General features: G+C 71.7%; 9 protein-coding genes. 4 read left to right on the forward strand and 5 right to left on the reverse strand.

The window, feature by feature from the left end; translation table 11 throughout:
* The 4 genes from C1J00_RS26065 to C1J00_RS26080 all read left to right on the forward strand — a co-directional run.
* On the forward strand, window positions 1-2,443 hold a 2,443-nt coding region (locus tag C1J00_RS26065), incomplete at its 5' end, for a putative baseplate assembly protein (protein ID WP_102911478.1).
* Window positions 2,443-4,626, forward strand: coding sequence for a hypothetical protein (locus tag C1J00_RS26070; protein WP_102911479.1), 2,184 nt, complete (start codon window positions 2,443-2,445; stop codon window positions 4,624-4,626). The genes C1J00_RS26065 and C1J00_RS26070, both read left to right, overlap by 1 nt.
* A gap of 56 nt (window positions 4,627-4,682) precedes the next feature.
* Window positions 4,683-6,227 carry a DUF6519 domain-containing protein gene (locus C1J00_RS26075; protein ID WP_102911480.1) on the forward strand — a complete coding sequence of 515 codons (1,545 nt, stop codon included), beginning with the start codon at window positions 4,683-4,685 and terminating at the stop codon, window positions 6,225-6,227.
* Window positions 6,227-7,123 carry a peptidoglycan-binding protein gene (locus C1J00_RS26080; protein WP_102911481.1) on the forward strand — a complete coding sequence of 299 codons (897 nt, stop codon included), beginning with the start codon at window positions 6,227-6,229 and terminating at the stop codon, window positions 7,121-7,123. The genes C1J00_RS26075 and C1J00_RS26080 overlap by 1 nt, the downstream gene beginning before the upstream one ends.
* 37 nt (window positions 7,124-7,160) lie before the next feature.
* On the opposite strand, the gene C1J00_RS26085 is transcribed toward C1J00_RS26080, so the two are convergent.
* The 5 genes from C1J00_RS26085 to C1J00_RS26105 are packed head-to-tail and all read right to left on the reverse strand — an operon-like array spanning window position 7,161 to window position 12,543.
* Window positions 7,161-8,411, reverse strand: coding sequence for a glucarate dehydratase family protein (locus tag C1J00_RS26085; RefSeq protein ID WP_102911482.1), 1,251 nt, complete (start codon window positions 8,409-8,411; stop codon window positions 7,161-7,163).
* Window positions 8,408-9,316: a 5-dehydro-4-deoxyglucarate dehydratase gene (locus tag C1J00_RS26090; protein ID WP_102911483.1), complete on the reverse strand. Its 909-nt coding sequence runs from the start codon at window positions 9,314-9,316 to the stop codon at window positions 8,408-8,410. Before C1J00_RS26090 ends, C1J00_RS26085 begins: the two co-directional genes overlap by 4 nt.
* 28 nt (window positions 9,317-9,344) lie before the next feature.
* Window positions 9,345-10,289 carry a carbohydrate ABC transporter permease gene (locus C1J00_RS26095; RefSeq protein WP_102911484.1) on the reverse strand — a complete coding sequence of 315 codons (945 nt, stop codon included), beginning with the start codon at window positions 10,287-10,289 and terminating at the stop codon, window positions 9,345-9,347.
* Window positions 10,286-11,197: a carbohydrate ABC transporter permease gene (locus tag C1J00_RS26100; protein WP_102911485.1), complete on the reverse strand. Its 912-nt coding sequence runs from the start codon at window positions 11,195-11,197 to the stop codon at window positions 10,286-10,288. The genes C1J00_RS26095 and C1J00_RS26100 overlap by 4 nt, the downstream gene beginning before the upstream one ends.
* Window positions 11,194-12,543, reverse strand: coding sequence for a sugar ABC transporter substrate-binding protein (locus C1J00_RS26105; protein ID WP_102911486.1), 1,350 nt, complete (start codon window positions 12,541-12,543; stop codon window positions 11,194-11,196). Before C1J00_RS26105 ends, C1J00_RS26100 begins: the two co-directional genes overlap by 4 nt.
* Window positions 12,544-12,834 lie beyond the last annotated feature (291 nt).

The following is a 12,834-nucleotide window of genomic DNA, read 5'->3' on the forward strand; positions in this document are numbered from 1 at the left end:
GCGCACGGCCTCCGCCCCCGGCGCCCCGCAGCTCCTGCGCGAACTGCTCGCCCTGCGCGTCACCGCGGCCCCGTTCGGCGCCACGGCCCCGCTGAAGCCGGTCCAGGACGACCGCGGCCGGGTCATCCGCACCGCCGACTGGCCGCTGACCGGTGCGGTGCTGGCGACCATGCGGGTCGTGTTCGACACCGCTGGCAGGAGCCCGGTACGGGCCGAGTTCCAGTACGTCGAGGGCAGCAGCTCCGACCAGCGCGCGGAGAACCTGCCCGTCACCCAGCCGGTCACCTTCACGCTCGGCCCCGGCCAGGTCGAGCTGTCCGTGCGCTCCGGCCAGGACCGCGACCTCAGCTGGCTCAACCGGCGGCCCGCCGACTCCCAGGAGCCCGGCGTCACGGCCCGCCTCCACTCGGGCCTGCCCGAGCGCACCCTGTTCGTGTCCCGGCCCGACGACGAGGGCCTGGTCCACGTCGGCGTCCACAACGGCACCTCCGAGCAGATCGCCCTGCGACCGGGCGCCAGTGAGCAGTTCACGCACGGCGATCACGAGGTCAGCCTCACCTACACGGTGGGCAGCGCCGAGCCCGGCGTCGCGGTCGTCATCGCCAGCAAGCCGGAGCCCGTCAACCGCCGCACGCTCCAGCTGGACGCCGTGCACGAGGGCATCACCGTCGGCAGCTGGGTGGCGATTCAGCGGCCCGCCAAGGGAGCCGAGGGCGCGGTGCCCGGTGATCCGAAGCTGAAGTTCGTCACCACGCAGGTGGTGTCGGCGCGCACTGCCGCGTACACCAACTACGGCATCACCGGCCGCGGCACCGAACTCACCCTCGCCGATCCCTGGCTGGACGAGTTCGACGTCCTGCTGTCGCACATCCGCGACACCACCGTGCACGCCGCGGGCGAATCCCTGCGCCTCGCCGACGAACCCCTCGGCGAGGACGTGCACGGCAACGAGATCGAACTCGCCGAGCTGTACGAGGGATTGCGGCCCGGCCGCACCCTCGTCGTGGCGGGCGAACGCGGTGACATACCGGGAACGGCCGGGGTGCGCGCCACCGAGGTGGTCACGATCGTGGCCGCCGACCCGGTGGTCGACCCTCGACTCCCCGGTGACCATGTCCACACCCGGCTCACCCTCACCGCTGACCTCGCCCACCGCTACCGCCGCGAAAGCGTCCGCATCCTCGGCAACGTCGTCGAGGCCACGCACGGCGAGAGCCGCGAGGAGGCCATCGGCAGCGGCGACTCGGACCGCGTCAACCAGACCTTCGCGCTCTGGCAGTCCCCGCTGACGTGGCTGGCCGACGACAACCCCCTCGGTGCCACCCCCGTACTGGAGATCCGGATCGACGGCGTGCTGTGGCACGAGGTCGACAGCCTCGCCGGACGCGGCCCGGCCGAGCGGGTCTACATCACCGGCGCCACGGCCGACGGCCGGACGACCGTGACCTTCGGCGACGGTGTGCACGGCGCCCGGCTGCCCTCCGGCCACGAGAACGTCCGCGCCCGTTACCGCTTCGGCACCGGCAAGGCGGCCAACGTCCCGGCGGACCGTGTCACCCAGCCCCTCACCCGGCCGCTGGGCGTCACCGCGGTCACCAACCCGCGCCCGGTCACCGGCGGTGCCGACGCCGACGGCCCCGGTCTGACCCGCCGTACGGTCCCACTGGCCGTCTCGGCCCTGGACCGGCTGGTGTCCGAGTCCGACTACGAGGACTTCGCCCGCTCCCGCGCCGGCATCGGCCGGGCCTGTGCACGCGAACTCTTCGACGGGCGGCGACGCGTGCTGCACGTGACGGTGGCGGGCACGGACGACGTGCCCGTCGCCCCCGACTCCGAGACCCTGCGCGCCCTGCGCGGCGCCCTGACCGAGTACGGCGACGCGAACCTCCCGGTCCGCGTGGACGGCCGGGAACCGGTCCTGCTGCTGATCGCGGCCAAGGTGAAGGTGGCCCCCGACCACGCCTGGCACAACGTCGAGCCGCGACTGCGGAAGGCCCTGCTGAACCGGCTCGGCTTCGAGGGCCGGGAGCTGGGGCGGCCCGCCCGCCTCTCCGAAATCCTGGCCACCGCCCACACCGTGCCCGGCGTCGACTACGTGGACGTCGACGTCTTCACCGGCGTGCCCGCCTCCGCCACCCCCGAGGAGCTCACCGAGCTGCTCACCCGGCCGGGACCGCCCAAGGCGTCCGTCCCGGCGCACCCGGCGACGTACGACGAGAAGATCCACACGGTCCGCGCCGAGAACGGCGAGACGCTGTCGGAGATCTGCGCCCGGTACGGCGTCCCCCTCGCCGAACTGCTGCGCCTCAACCCCGACATCACCGACACCCGGCGCCTCGCCAAGGGCAGGTCGGTGTACGCCTTCCGCGGCATCCGCCCGGCCCAGCTCGCGCTGCTGTCGCCCCGGGCCGCGGACACCCTGATTCTTACGGAGGTCAAGTGATGTCCCCGGATCCCCAGTTGGAGACGCCGGCCCCGGTGGTGCCCAGGGAGCCGGACGGGCTCGCCGACCTGCTGCCCCGCTGGCACCGGCTGCGCGACGCCGAGGAGGGCGAGCCGCTGCGCGCACTGCTCGCCGTGATCGTCGAGCAGATCGACCGCGTCCGCGACGGCGTCCAGCAGGGCTACGAGGACCTGTTCGTGGAGACGGCGGCCCCCTGGGTGCTGCCCTACCTCGGCGACCTCGTCGGCTACCGCACCCTGCCCGGCTACGAACGCGTCCTCACCACCGGCCTGCACGAGGGCGGCCGGGCCGCCCTCGCCGAGGCCGTCGCCCCGCGCCGGGACGTGGCCGCCACGGTCGCGAGCCGCCGCCGCAAGGGCACCCTGCACCTGCTGGAGGAACTGTCCGAGCAGGTGGCGAACTGGCCCGCCCGGGCCGTCGAACTGTCCCGGCAGGTGGCCCACACCCAGCCGGTGAAGCTGCATGGCACCGGCACCCACCGGGGCGAGCGCGGCCGGCTCACCGACCTGCGCGATGGCGCCGAACTCGCCCTCGGCGGCGGCCCCTTCGCCAACTCGGCCCGCACCGTCGACGTCCGCCGCGCCGAGTCACGGCACCGGCAGGGCGGCTGGACCCCGGCCGGCGTCGCCCTGTTCGTGTGGCGGCTGAAGGCGTACTCGCTGACCCGGTCCCCCGCCTACTGCATCGACCGGGCCCGCAACCTCTACACCTTCTCGATCCTCGGCAACGACACCCCGCTGGTCACCAAGCCGTTCCCAGAGCCCTCGCCGACGCTCCCCCACTCTCGACTTCGCTCGAGCGGGGGGACCTCCATCGCCACCGTCGACAACGTGCCGGCGTTCGTCACCCGCCGTCTGCTGCACGACCGGCTGCTCGACTACTACGGCCCCGGCAAGAGCTTCGTCATCCGGCGCGACGGCGAGGACAACCCCGTACCGCCCTCGGACATCGTGGTCGCCGACCTGTCGGACTGGCGCTACCGGCCCAAGCGCGGGCAGGTGGCCGTCGACCCGGAGTTGGGCCGGATCGCGTTCGGTTCGCGGTCCGCGCCCCGGCACGGCGTGTGGGTGGACTACCACTACGCGTTCGCGGCCGACATGGGCGGCGGGGAGTACGAGCGCGACCGTGAGCCGCGCCCGGACGCGGAGTTCTACCGGGTCGGACCCGGCCGGCCGTACCGCCAGATCATGGACGCCTACCGGGCCTGGCAGCACGACCGCCGGGCCGGCCGCACCGGGCCCGACGGCATCATCGAGATCACCCACAGCGGCGCCTACCAGGAGCAGCTCGACTTCGACCTCGACCCGGGCGACCGCCTCGAACTGCGGGCGGCGCAGGGCACGCGCCCCGTCATCCGCCTGCTCGACTGGTACAGCAACCGGCCCGACGCGCTCAACATCCGCGCGGTGTCCGAAGACTGCGCCCCGCACGAGCGGCCGCGCGTCGTCCTCGACGGGCTGCTGGTCGCCGGACGCGGCATCAACGTGACCGGCGCGATGGGCGCCGTCGTCGTACGGCACAGCACGCTCGTGCCCGGCTGGTCGCTGGAGCCCGAGTGCGATCCGCACTCGCCCGAGGAGCCGAGCATCGTCCTGGACCGCACCACCGGGTGCCTCCAGATCGAGCACAGCATCCTCGGCACCATCGAGGTCATGGGCGACGAGGTGGGCGAGGACCCCCTCGACATCCACATCCGGGACAGCGTCCTCGACGCCACCGCCGACGGCCGCGAGGCCCTGTCCGCCCCCGACTGCCGCCACGCCCACGCCGTGCTGCACCTGCACCGCACCACGGTCGTCGGCGAGATCCACACGCACGCGGTGCGGATCGCCGAGAACAGCGTCCTCACGGGCCGGCTCCACGTGGCCCGGCGCGGCATCGGCTGCCTGCGCTACTCCTCCGTCCCCACCGGCTCCCGCACCCCGCGCCGCCACCGCTGCCCGGACACCAAGCCGTTGTTCACCTCCCAGCGCTACGGCACGCCCTGGTACGGCCTGCTCGCCGACCGAGGTCCGGAGGAGATCCGGCGTGGCGCGGACGACGGCGCCGAGATGGGCGCCTTCCACGACCTGTACCGGCCGCAGCGCGAGGACGGCCTCAGGGCCCGGCTCGCGGAGTACACGCCTGCCGGTACCGACGCCGGGATCTTCTTCGTGACGTGAGCCGCACCGCCACCGACTTCGTGAACCCGCACTTCTGAACCAGGGGGACACCCTTCATGCACGCAGACCTCTCCCGCTCCACGTTCCGGCCGGAGCGGCACTACTCCGCGGTCGTCGCCCAGCAGGGCCGCGTCCAGCTCGACGCGGACCTCAACGAGCAGACCGCGATCCAGCTCCACCAGGCCCGCAGCCTCGCCGCCGACCTGATCGGACCGCACGGCGGGCCGCGCGAGGCCGCGGGTTTCCGCATCGAGTACGTGGGCGGCAAGCACGAGATCGACACGCTCCTCATCCACGGCGGCCGCTACTACGTCGACGGCATCCTGTGCGACGCCGACCGCCCGGCGGCCGGGGTCCCCGTCACCGACGAGGAGAGCGAGGAGCCCGCACCGCAGCCGCCGGCGCACTGGACCTACTGGGACCAGCCCGACGGCTTCCGCGACCCGGAGAAGCCCGGAGACCGGCTGCCCTCGCCCGCCCAGACGCCGTTCCTCGTCTACCTGAACGTGTGGGAGCGCACGGTCGGCGCCGCCGAGGACCCGGCGCTGCGCGAGGTCGCCCTCGGCGCGGCCATGCCCGACACCGCCGCCCGCGTCAAGGTCGTCTGGCAGGTGCTGGCACTGTCCCTCACCCAGCTGGAGATCGAGGAGAGCGACCCGTCCAAGGAGGTCGTCCGCGCCGGCTTCACCCGCTGGGCGCAGCGGCAGTCGGCCCCTTCGGCCCGGCTCGCCGCCCGCAGCGAGCGGCCCGACCACGCCGACGAGGACCCCTGCCTGGTCAAGCCGGACGCCCGCTACCGCGGACCGGAGAACCAGCTGTACCGGGTGGAGGTCCACGAGGGCGGCGAGGCGAAGGACGCCACCTTCAAGTGGTCCCGCGAGAACGGCTCGGTCGTCTTCCCCGTCGACGAACTCGACGGCACCTGGGTGCAGTTGGCCTCCCTCGGTCACGACGACAAGCTGGACCTGGACGTCGGCGACCACGTGGAGTTCGTCGACACCGCCTACGCCTCCCGCCTGGAGCCCCTGCCGCTGCTGCGCGTCGAGGAACTGGACCTGCCCGGCCGCCGCGTCCGCCTGTCCGCCGAACCGGACCCGGGCGTCGGACGGCTGGCGCACCTGAACCCGTACCTGCGCCGCTGGGACCACCACGGCGGCCCGAAGCGCAAGGGCCGCAGCACCGACCTGCGCGGCGGCGCGATCCCCGTCACGGAGGGGGAGTGGCTGCCCCTGGAGGACGGTGTCGAGGTGTACTTCGCCAAGGACGGCGGCTACCGCACCGGCGACCACTGGATCGTGCCCGCCCGCACCGCCACCGGCGGTGTCGAATGGCCGGTCGACCCGGCCCGCCGCCCCCTGCTCCGGGGACCGGCCGGCATCGCCCGGCACTTCGCCCCGCTGGCCCTGATCAAGGGCGAGGGCAGCGCGGTCGACCTGCGCCTGGCGTTCGGCCCGCTGGCGAGCAGCATGCCGGCCGCGGACGAGGCGACGCTCGCCGTCGAGGAGCAGGCCCGCCGCGAGGAGCAGGCCGCGGAGGACCCCTCCCAGGGGAGGTCCCAGACCACAGCGGAGGCGGAAGCAGCCGTGGAGGGAGACAACTGATGGCCAAGCCGCTGAGCGCGTCGAAGCTGGTGGAGATCCTGCGGGCCGAGGGCGTGACCGTCCACGAGGTCCGCAGATGGCGCACCCACAACCGCAACAGCAAGGGCCCCTGGGGTCCGGTCAACGGCGTGATGATCCACCACACCGTCACCTCCGGCACCGCCTCCTCCGTCGACATCTGCTACGACGGCTACTCGAGCCTGCCCGGCCCGCTGTGCCACGGCGTCATCGACAAGAAGGGCCATGTGCACCTGGTCGGCAACGGCCGGGCCAACCACGCCGGTCTCGGCGACAGCGACGTCCTGCGTGCCGTGATCAACGAGTCGAAGCTGCCGTCCGACAACGAGGCCGACACCGACGGCAACCGGCACTTCTACGGCTTCGAGTGCATCAACCTCGGTAACGGCAAGGACCCTTGGCCCGAGGCGCAGAAGGAGGCCATCGAGAAGGTGTCAGCGGCGATCTGCCGGCACCACGGCTGGTCCGAGCGCTCCGTCATCGGCCACAAGGAATGGCAGCCGGGCAAGGTCGACCCGCGCGGCTTCACCATGGACGGCATGCGCAAGCGCATCTCCCAGCGGCTCAAGGGCGGCGGTGGCGGCGGCAAGCCGGCCCCCGACCCGAAGCCGGCGCCCAAGCCGTCCCACGAGCCGTTCCCGGGGGCCGCGTTCTTCCACGTCGGGCAGCGTTCCCCGGTCGTCACGGCGATGGGCCGCCGCCTGGTCGCCGAGGGCTGCAGCCGCTACGAGGAGGGGCCGAGCCCCGACTGGACCGAGGCCGACCGCCGGTCCTACGCGCTGTGGCAGCAGAAGCAGGGCTTCTCCGGCAAGGACGCCGACGGCATCCCCGGCAAGCTCACCTGGGACCGGCTGAAGGTGCCCAGGTCCGGTAAGTGAGGGCGTGCGCCCCTCCCCGCGGAGGGGCGCACGGGTGTCACCAGCGGGGAAGCAGCCGCTCGTACTCCGGCTGGAACCGCTGCATGTAGCCGGTGTCGTCACGGCTTCGCACACCGGAGTCGACGTAACGCCGGTGCAGCTCACCGAGCTTGTCGTGGTCGAGCTCGACACCCAGCCCCGGTCCGGTGGGCACCCGCACCGCACCGTCGCGCAACTCCAGCACGCCCGGCACGATCACGTCGTCGGCCGAGTTCCACGGGTAGTGGGTGTCGCAGGAGTGGTCGAGGTTGGGGATGGCCGCGGCGACATGGGTCATCGCGGCGAGGCTGATGCCCAGGTGCGAGTTGGAGTGCATCGACAGGGCGAGTCCGAACGCCTCGCAGACGGCCGCCAGTTCACGGGTGCGGCGCAGCCCGCCCCAGTAGTGGTGGTCGGTGAGCAGGACCTGGATCGCGTCCTGTTCGACGGCCGGCTTCAGATGCTCCCAGGCGATCACGCACATGTTGGTCGCGAGCGGCATGGGTGAGTCCTTCGCCACCTCCGCCATACCGGGAATGCCCTTGGTCGGATCCTCCAGGTACTCCAGGACGCCGTCGAGTTCACGGGTGACGTACTTCGACGTCTCGACCGTCCACGCCACGTTCGGGTCCAGCCGCAGCGGCTGCCCGGGGAATGCCTCGGCCAGGGCCCGCACCGCGGCGATCTCCTCGTCGGGCGGGAAGACACCGCCCTTCAGCTTGAACGACCGGAAGCCGTAGCGCTCCTGCATGAGCCGGGCCTGTTCCACGATCCCGGCCGGATCGAGGGCCTCGCCCCAGTCGTCGCCGATCGCCGCACGGCCGTCGAGCGCGGGGTGTTCGGCCCACTTGTAGAAGAGGTACGCGGCGAACGGCACCGCGTCACGGACCCTGCCGCCCAGCAGGTCGCTGACCGGACGGCCGAGCAGCCTGCCCTGCGCGTCCAGACAGGCCACCTCGATCGCCGAGGTGGTCCATCCGCGCTCGTGGGAGCTCGGCACGGTCGGCAGCAGCGCCGCGTCGATCGCGGCGGCGACGGCGGTGGTGTCGAAGACGTCCATGCCGACGACGACCTCCGCGGCGGCGTGCAGCCGCGCCAGGCGGTCCGACCCGCCCGGCGACTCCCCGAGTCCCACGGTGCCGTCCTCCAGGACCAGTTGGAGGATGATCCGCAGGGCGAGGGGCTCGTGCACGCCGTTGGAGTTGAGCAGCGGCGGGTCGCCGAAGGCGATCGGGGTGACGACCAGCTCGCGGATACGCGTGGAGCTCATGCGCCGGCCACCTCCAGGCCGTGGTCGATGAGCTTCGCGAGCCGGGCGACGTGCTCCGGCGTCGGGTCGAGCAGCGGCGCCCGCACACCGCCGACATCCAGGCCCCGCAGCGTCACCCCGGCCTTGACGAGCGACACGGCGTACCCGGGGACCTCGTCGCGCAGGGCGACCAGCGGGCCGTAGAACTCGTCGAGGAGCCGGGAGACCAGGGCGTCGTCGTCCTCGGCGAGCGCCCGGTGGAAGGCCAGGGCGATCTCCGGGGCGAAGGCGAACACCGCCGAGGAGTACAGCTCCACGCCGATGCCCTGGTAGGCGGGCGCGGTCATCTCGGCGGTGGGCAGACCGTTGAAGAACTGGAAGTCCTCCGTGCCCGGAACGGCACGCACCGCGCGCACGATCCGGTGCATCCGCTCGATGTCTCCGATGCCGTCCTTCAGCCCCACGACCCCTGGCAGGGCGGCGATCGCGGCGGCCGTCTCCGCGGTGAGCCGGGCGGTGCCCCGCTGGTAGAAGACGACGGGCAGGTCCGTGGCCGCGATGACCTCCTCGACGTACCGCACGAGGCCCCGCTGCGGGGCGCTGACCAGGTAGGGCGGCAGCAGCAGGATGCCGTCGGCACCGGCGCGTTCGACGCGGGCGGCCTGGTCCCGGGCGACCGGCGTGGGGCCGCCGGCCGCCGCCAGGACCGGCACACGTCCTGCCGTGGTCCGCACGGCGACCCGGGTGGCCCGCTCGATCTCCTGGGCCGACAACGCGTGGAACTCGCCGGTGCCGCAGGCGACGAACACACCTCCCGCGCCCGCGGCGACCCCCGACTCGATGTGCTGGGCCAGCCGTTCCTCGTCCAGTGAACCGTCCGCCGTGAACGGCGTGACCGGGAAGAACAGCACTCCGTGGAACTTCATGTCTCCCTCAAACGTGGGGGGTTGGGTATCAGCCCTTGGTGGCACCGGCGGCGATGCCGGTGACCAGCGAGCGCTGCAGGAGCAGATAGACGATCAGGCTGGGGACCAGGGCGATGACCGCACCGGCCAGCACGACCCCGGAGCCGACCTCGGGGTCGGTGCGCAGGATGGACAGGGCGACGGTGACCGTGTAGTCGGTGGGGTCCTTCGCGGCGATCAGGGGCAGCAGGTACTGGTCCCAGATCATGATGAAGCCGAGCACCCCGGCCACACCGAGCGCGGGCTTGCACAGCGGCAGGATGACCTGCCACAGCATCCGCAGCTCGCCGACGCCGTCGATGCGGGCGGCCTCCTCGATCTCGGTGGGGATGTCCTTCATGAACTCCGTCAGGAGCATCACCGAGAAGCCCCAGGCGCCGAGCGGCAGGATCACGCCCCAGACGGTGCCCTTCAGGTCGACGCCGATCACGGGAACATGACCGAGGACGAGGGAGAGCGGGATGGCGATGACCTCCTCGGGGAGCATCATCGTCAGCATGAACAGGGTCAGGACCAGCGCCTGGCCCCGGAACTTGTGCCGGGCCAGGGCGTACGCCGCCAGCGTGCACACGGCGAGCTGGAGCAGCAGTCCGCCGCCCGCGATGACCAGGGAGTTGCCGAAGTAGTCCCAGATGCCGCGCTGGCCCGCCACGTCGAAGTTCAGCAGGGTGGGGTGGTGCGGGAGGAACGACAGGGTCGAACCGCTGGCCTTCTCGCTGAAGGAGCCGGAGAAGATCGTCAGGAACGGCGCCGCGAACACGCCCAGGGCGAGCAGGCAGAGCAGCACGCGCAGGGCCCAGGCGGGGCCCGGCCGGTCGCTCCAGCCGAGGGCGGTGTCGAAGCGGGCGGGGGTGGTGCGCTGCTTCCCGGCGGACCTGCGCGCGGGAGTGGCGGTCACCGGAGTCCGGACGGGGTCGATGGCGGGGGCGCTCATCTCACGTCTCCCCTCTTGCGGAGGTAGTTGACCGTGACGGTGAGCAGCAGCGTCACGCAGAGCAGAACCACGGAGGCGGCCGAGGCGCCGCCGATGTCGTTACGGGTGAAGCCGAGGGTGTAGGCGCGGGTCATCCACACGTCGGTGGAGCCGGCCGGGCCGCCGCCGGTGAGGACGTACACCTCGGTGAAGACGCGCAGGCCGCGGATGGCGGCGAGGGTGAGGACGATGCCGAGTGCGGGCCGGATCGCGGGCAGCGTGATGTGCCGCAGCCGCTGCCACAGCGAGACGCCGTCCATCGCGGCGGCCTCGTACAGCGAGCGGTCCACGCCCGCGAGTCCGGCGAGGATGATCACCATGTTGTACGGGGCGAGCATCCAGATGCCCATGGCCATGGTCGCCCACAGCGCGGTGTCGGGGTTGTCCAGGTAGGGCACGGGCCCCAGCCCGAGCAGCCCGAGGCCGCTGTTGATGAGGCCGTCGGAGGTCGGATAGTACATCAGCCGCCACATCTCACCCACCACCGCGGTGGCGGTGACGACGGGCAGGAACACCGCGGTCCGGATGATCTTCAGCGAGCGGGCCTGGCCCTCCAGCAGCAGCGCCAGCGCGGAGCCGACGAGGATCCCGCCGAGGGACATGCCGACACCGAGGACCAGCGTGTGGCCGATGGCGTCCTGGAAGCGGTGGTCGGTCAGGACCCGCGTGTAGTTGTCGAGGCCGACCCACTGGTCACCGAGGAAGGGCCGCACGTCGAAGAAGCTGAGCCAGACGCCCTTGCCCATGGGCAGGAACTTGAAGACGAGGGCCAGCAGCAGGCCCGGGGCGAGGAACAGCCAGGGCAGTACGGCTCTCCTGCCGATGATCCGGGCTCTGCGCCGCCCGGGTGTCGTCACGGTCGCGGTCATTTCAGCAGCTCCTGGTCCTTGAGGTCACCGGCGAGGGTGTCGTTGAGTTCCTTCAGGCCGGAGCGGACGTCACTGCCGCAGTAGGTGAAGATCGCGTTGAGCGCGTCGGCGGTGTCCTGCTTGACCGGGGCGAAGTCCGGCGCGTTGGGGAATTGCACGGAGGCCGTCTCGTACGCCTTCTGCACGACACTCCAGCGCGGGTCGTCGCGCACCTTCGCCGCGGACAGCGTGGAGTTGACGGGGATCCGCACGACCGGCTGATGGTCGCCGGTCATGGCGAGCGTCTGGCCCTCGGGGGAGACCAGGAACGCGGCGAGCGCCTGCTCCTGCTTCGCCTTGCCGGTCTTGGCGCCGAAGTAGACGTTCTCGCCGTCGGCCAGCACGTCGTTCCCGGCCGGACCCGCGGGCGCGGGCAGGACCTCGTACGTGTCCTTGCCGAGCGCCTTGTCGAAGGTGGAGATGTTGTACGGGCCGGTGAGGTACATCCCGGCGTTGCCGTCCTGGAAGTTGGTGGTGTTCGCGGTGACGGAGGTCAGGGCGCTGGGCTGGATGACACCGTTGTCGCCGCAGAAGAGGTTGTTCTTCATCCAGGTGACGGTGCGCAGGGCCGCCGCCGAGTCCATGGCGGGCCGGTAGCCCGTGCCCTCCTTCCGGAGGATCTGCACGCCGCCCTGCCACAGCCAGCTGGAGCCCCACCAGGCGACATAGCCGTTCTGGGCGCTGCCGGGGACGACCATGCCGTACGTGTCCTTCCTGCCGTCCCCGTCCGGGTCACGGGTGGCGAAGGCCTTGGCGAGGGCGAGCGTGTCCTGCCAGGTCTTCGGCTGCGGCAGCCCGAGCTTTTCCCGCCAGTCCTTGCGGACGAACAGGGTCATGGCCTGGCGGGAGTACGGGATGCCGTAGTGCCTGCCGTCGCGGCCCACCGTCGACGACCAGGACTTGGCGGTGATCTCGTCATGACCCGCGATCGACGCCGGGGTGATCGGCTTGAGCAGGCCCTGGGCCTGGTAGCTGCCCATCAGGGCCGTGTCGTTGATCATGACGTCCGGCAGGTCCTTGGTGGACGCGCGGCTCTGCAGCTGCTGGTCGAAGTTCATGACCGGCTGGTAGTCGATGTCGATGCCGGTCTTCTTCGTGAAGGCGGCGAACACACGGTCGTAGGTCTGGGCGGACTCCGGATCGCTCCGGGTCCACACCTCCAGGGTGTTCGGGTCGCCGGCCCGGGCGCTGCCGGAACCGGAGCCGCAGGCGGCCGTTCCGAACAGGAGTCCCGAGACGGCGAGCGTGGCGGCCAGGCGGTGCACGCGGTGGAGCCGCACGGCGGTACAGCGTCTACGATCCCGCATGGATGGCTCCGTTCATATACGTGAACCAACTTCACGAATCTAAATGATCGGCCAAGCTACGGATCGTTTCTGCGCCATGTCAAGACATGGCCGAAAGATTTCACCGACACCACACGACGCCCGGAAACGCCGAGAAAACAGCGACGGCCCCCACCGGGTCATCCGGACGCTGTTGGTAAATCCGCCCCGCTGGATCTCATCCAGCGGGGCGGATTGCTGCGAAGGGGGAGACGCGGGTGCGGGCGAGGGGTCTGCCGGTGAGCCAGGCATCAATGCGGGCGAGGTTGATCG

It is taken from the genome of Streptomyces cahuitamycinicus, assembly GCF_002891435.1.
Classification (GTDB): Bacteria; Actinomycetota; Actinomycetes; order Streptomycetales; family Streptomycetaceae; genus Streptomyces; species Streptomyces cahuitamycinicus.

Bases quoted from the DNA above. Each gene is read 5' to 3' on its own strand.
- C1J00_RS26090 (WP_102911483.1), bottom strand. From the start codon at position 9,316: ATGAAGTTCCACGGAGTGCTGTTCTTCCCGGTCACGCCGTTCACGGCG.
- C1J00_RS26075 (WP_102911480.1), top strand. From the start codon at position 4,683: ATGCACGCAGACCTCTCCCGCTCCACGTTCCGGCCGGAGCGGCACTAC.
- C1J00_RS26070 (WP_102911479.1), top strand. From the start codon at position 2,443: ATGTCCCCGGATCCCCAGTTGGAGACGCCGGCCCCGGTGGTGCCCAGG.
- C1J00_RS26080 (WP_102911481.1), top strand. From the start codon at position 6,227: ATGGCCAAGCCGCTGAGCGCGTCGAAGCTGGTGGAGATCCTGCGGGCC.
- C1J00_RS26095 (WP_102911484.1), bottom strand. From the start codon at position 10,289: ATGAGCGCCCCCGCCATCGACCCCGTCCGGACTCCGGTGACCGCCACT.
- C1J00_RS26100 (WP_102911485.1), bottom strand. From the start codon at position 11,197: ATGACCGCGACCGTGACGACACCCGGGCGGCGCAGAGCCCGGATCATC.
- C1J00_RS26105 (WP_102911486.1), bottom strand. From the start codon at position 12,543: ATGCGGGATCGTAGACGCTGTACCGCCGTGCGGCTCCACCGCGTGCAC.
- C1J00_RS26085 (WP_102911482.1), bottom strand. From the start codon at position 8,411: ATGAGCTCCACGCGTATCCGCGAGCTGGTCGTCACCCCGATCGCCTTC.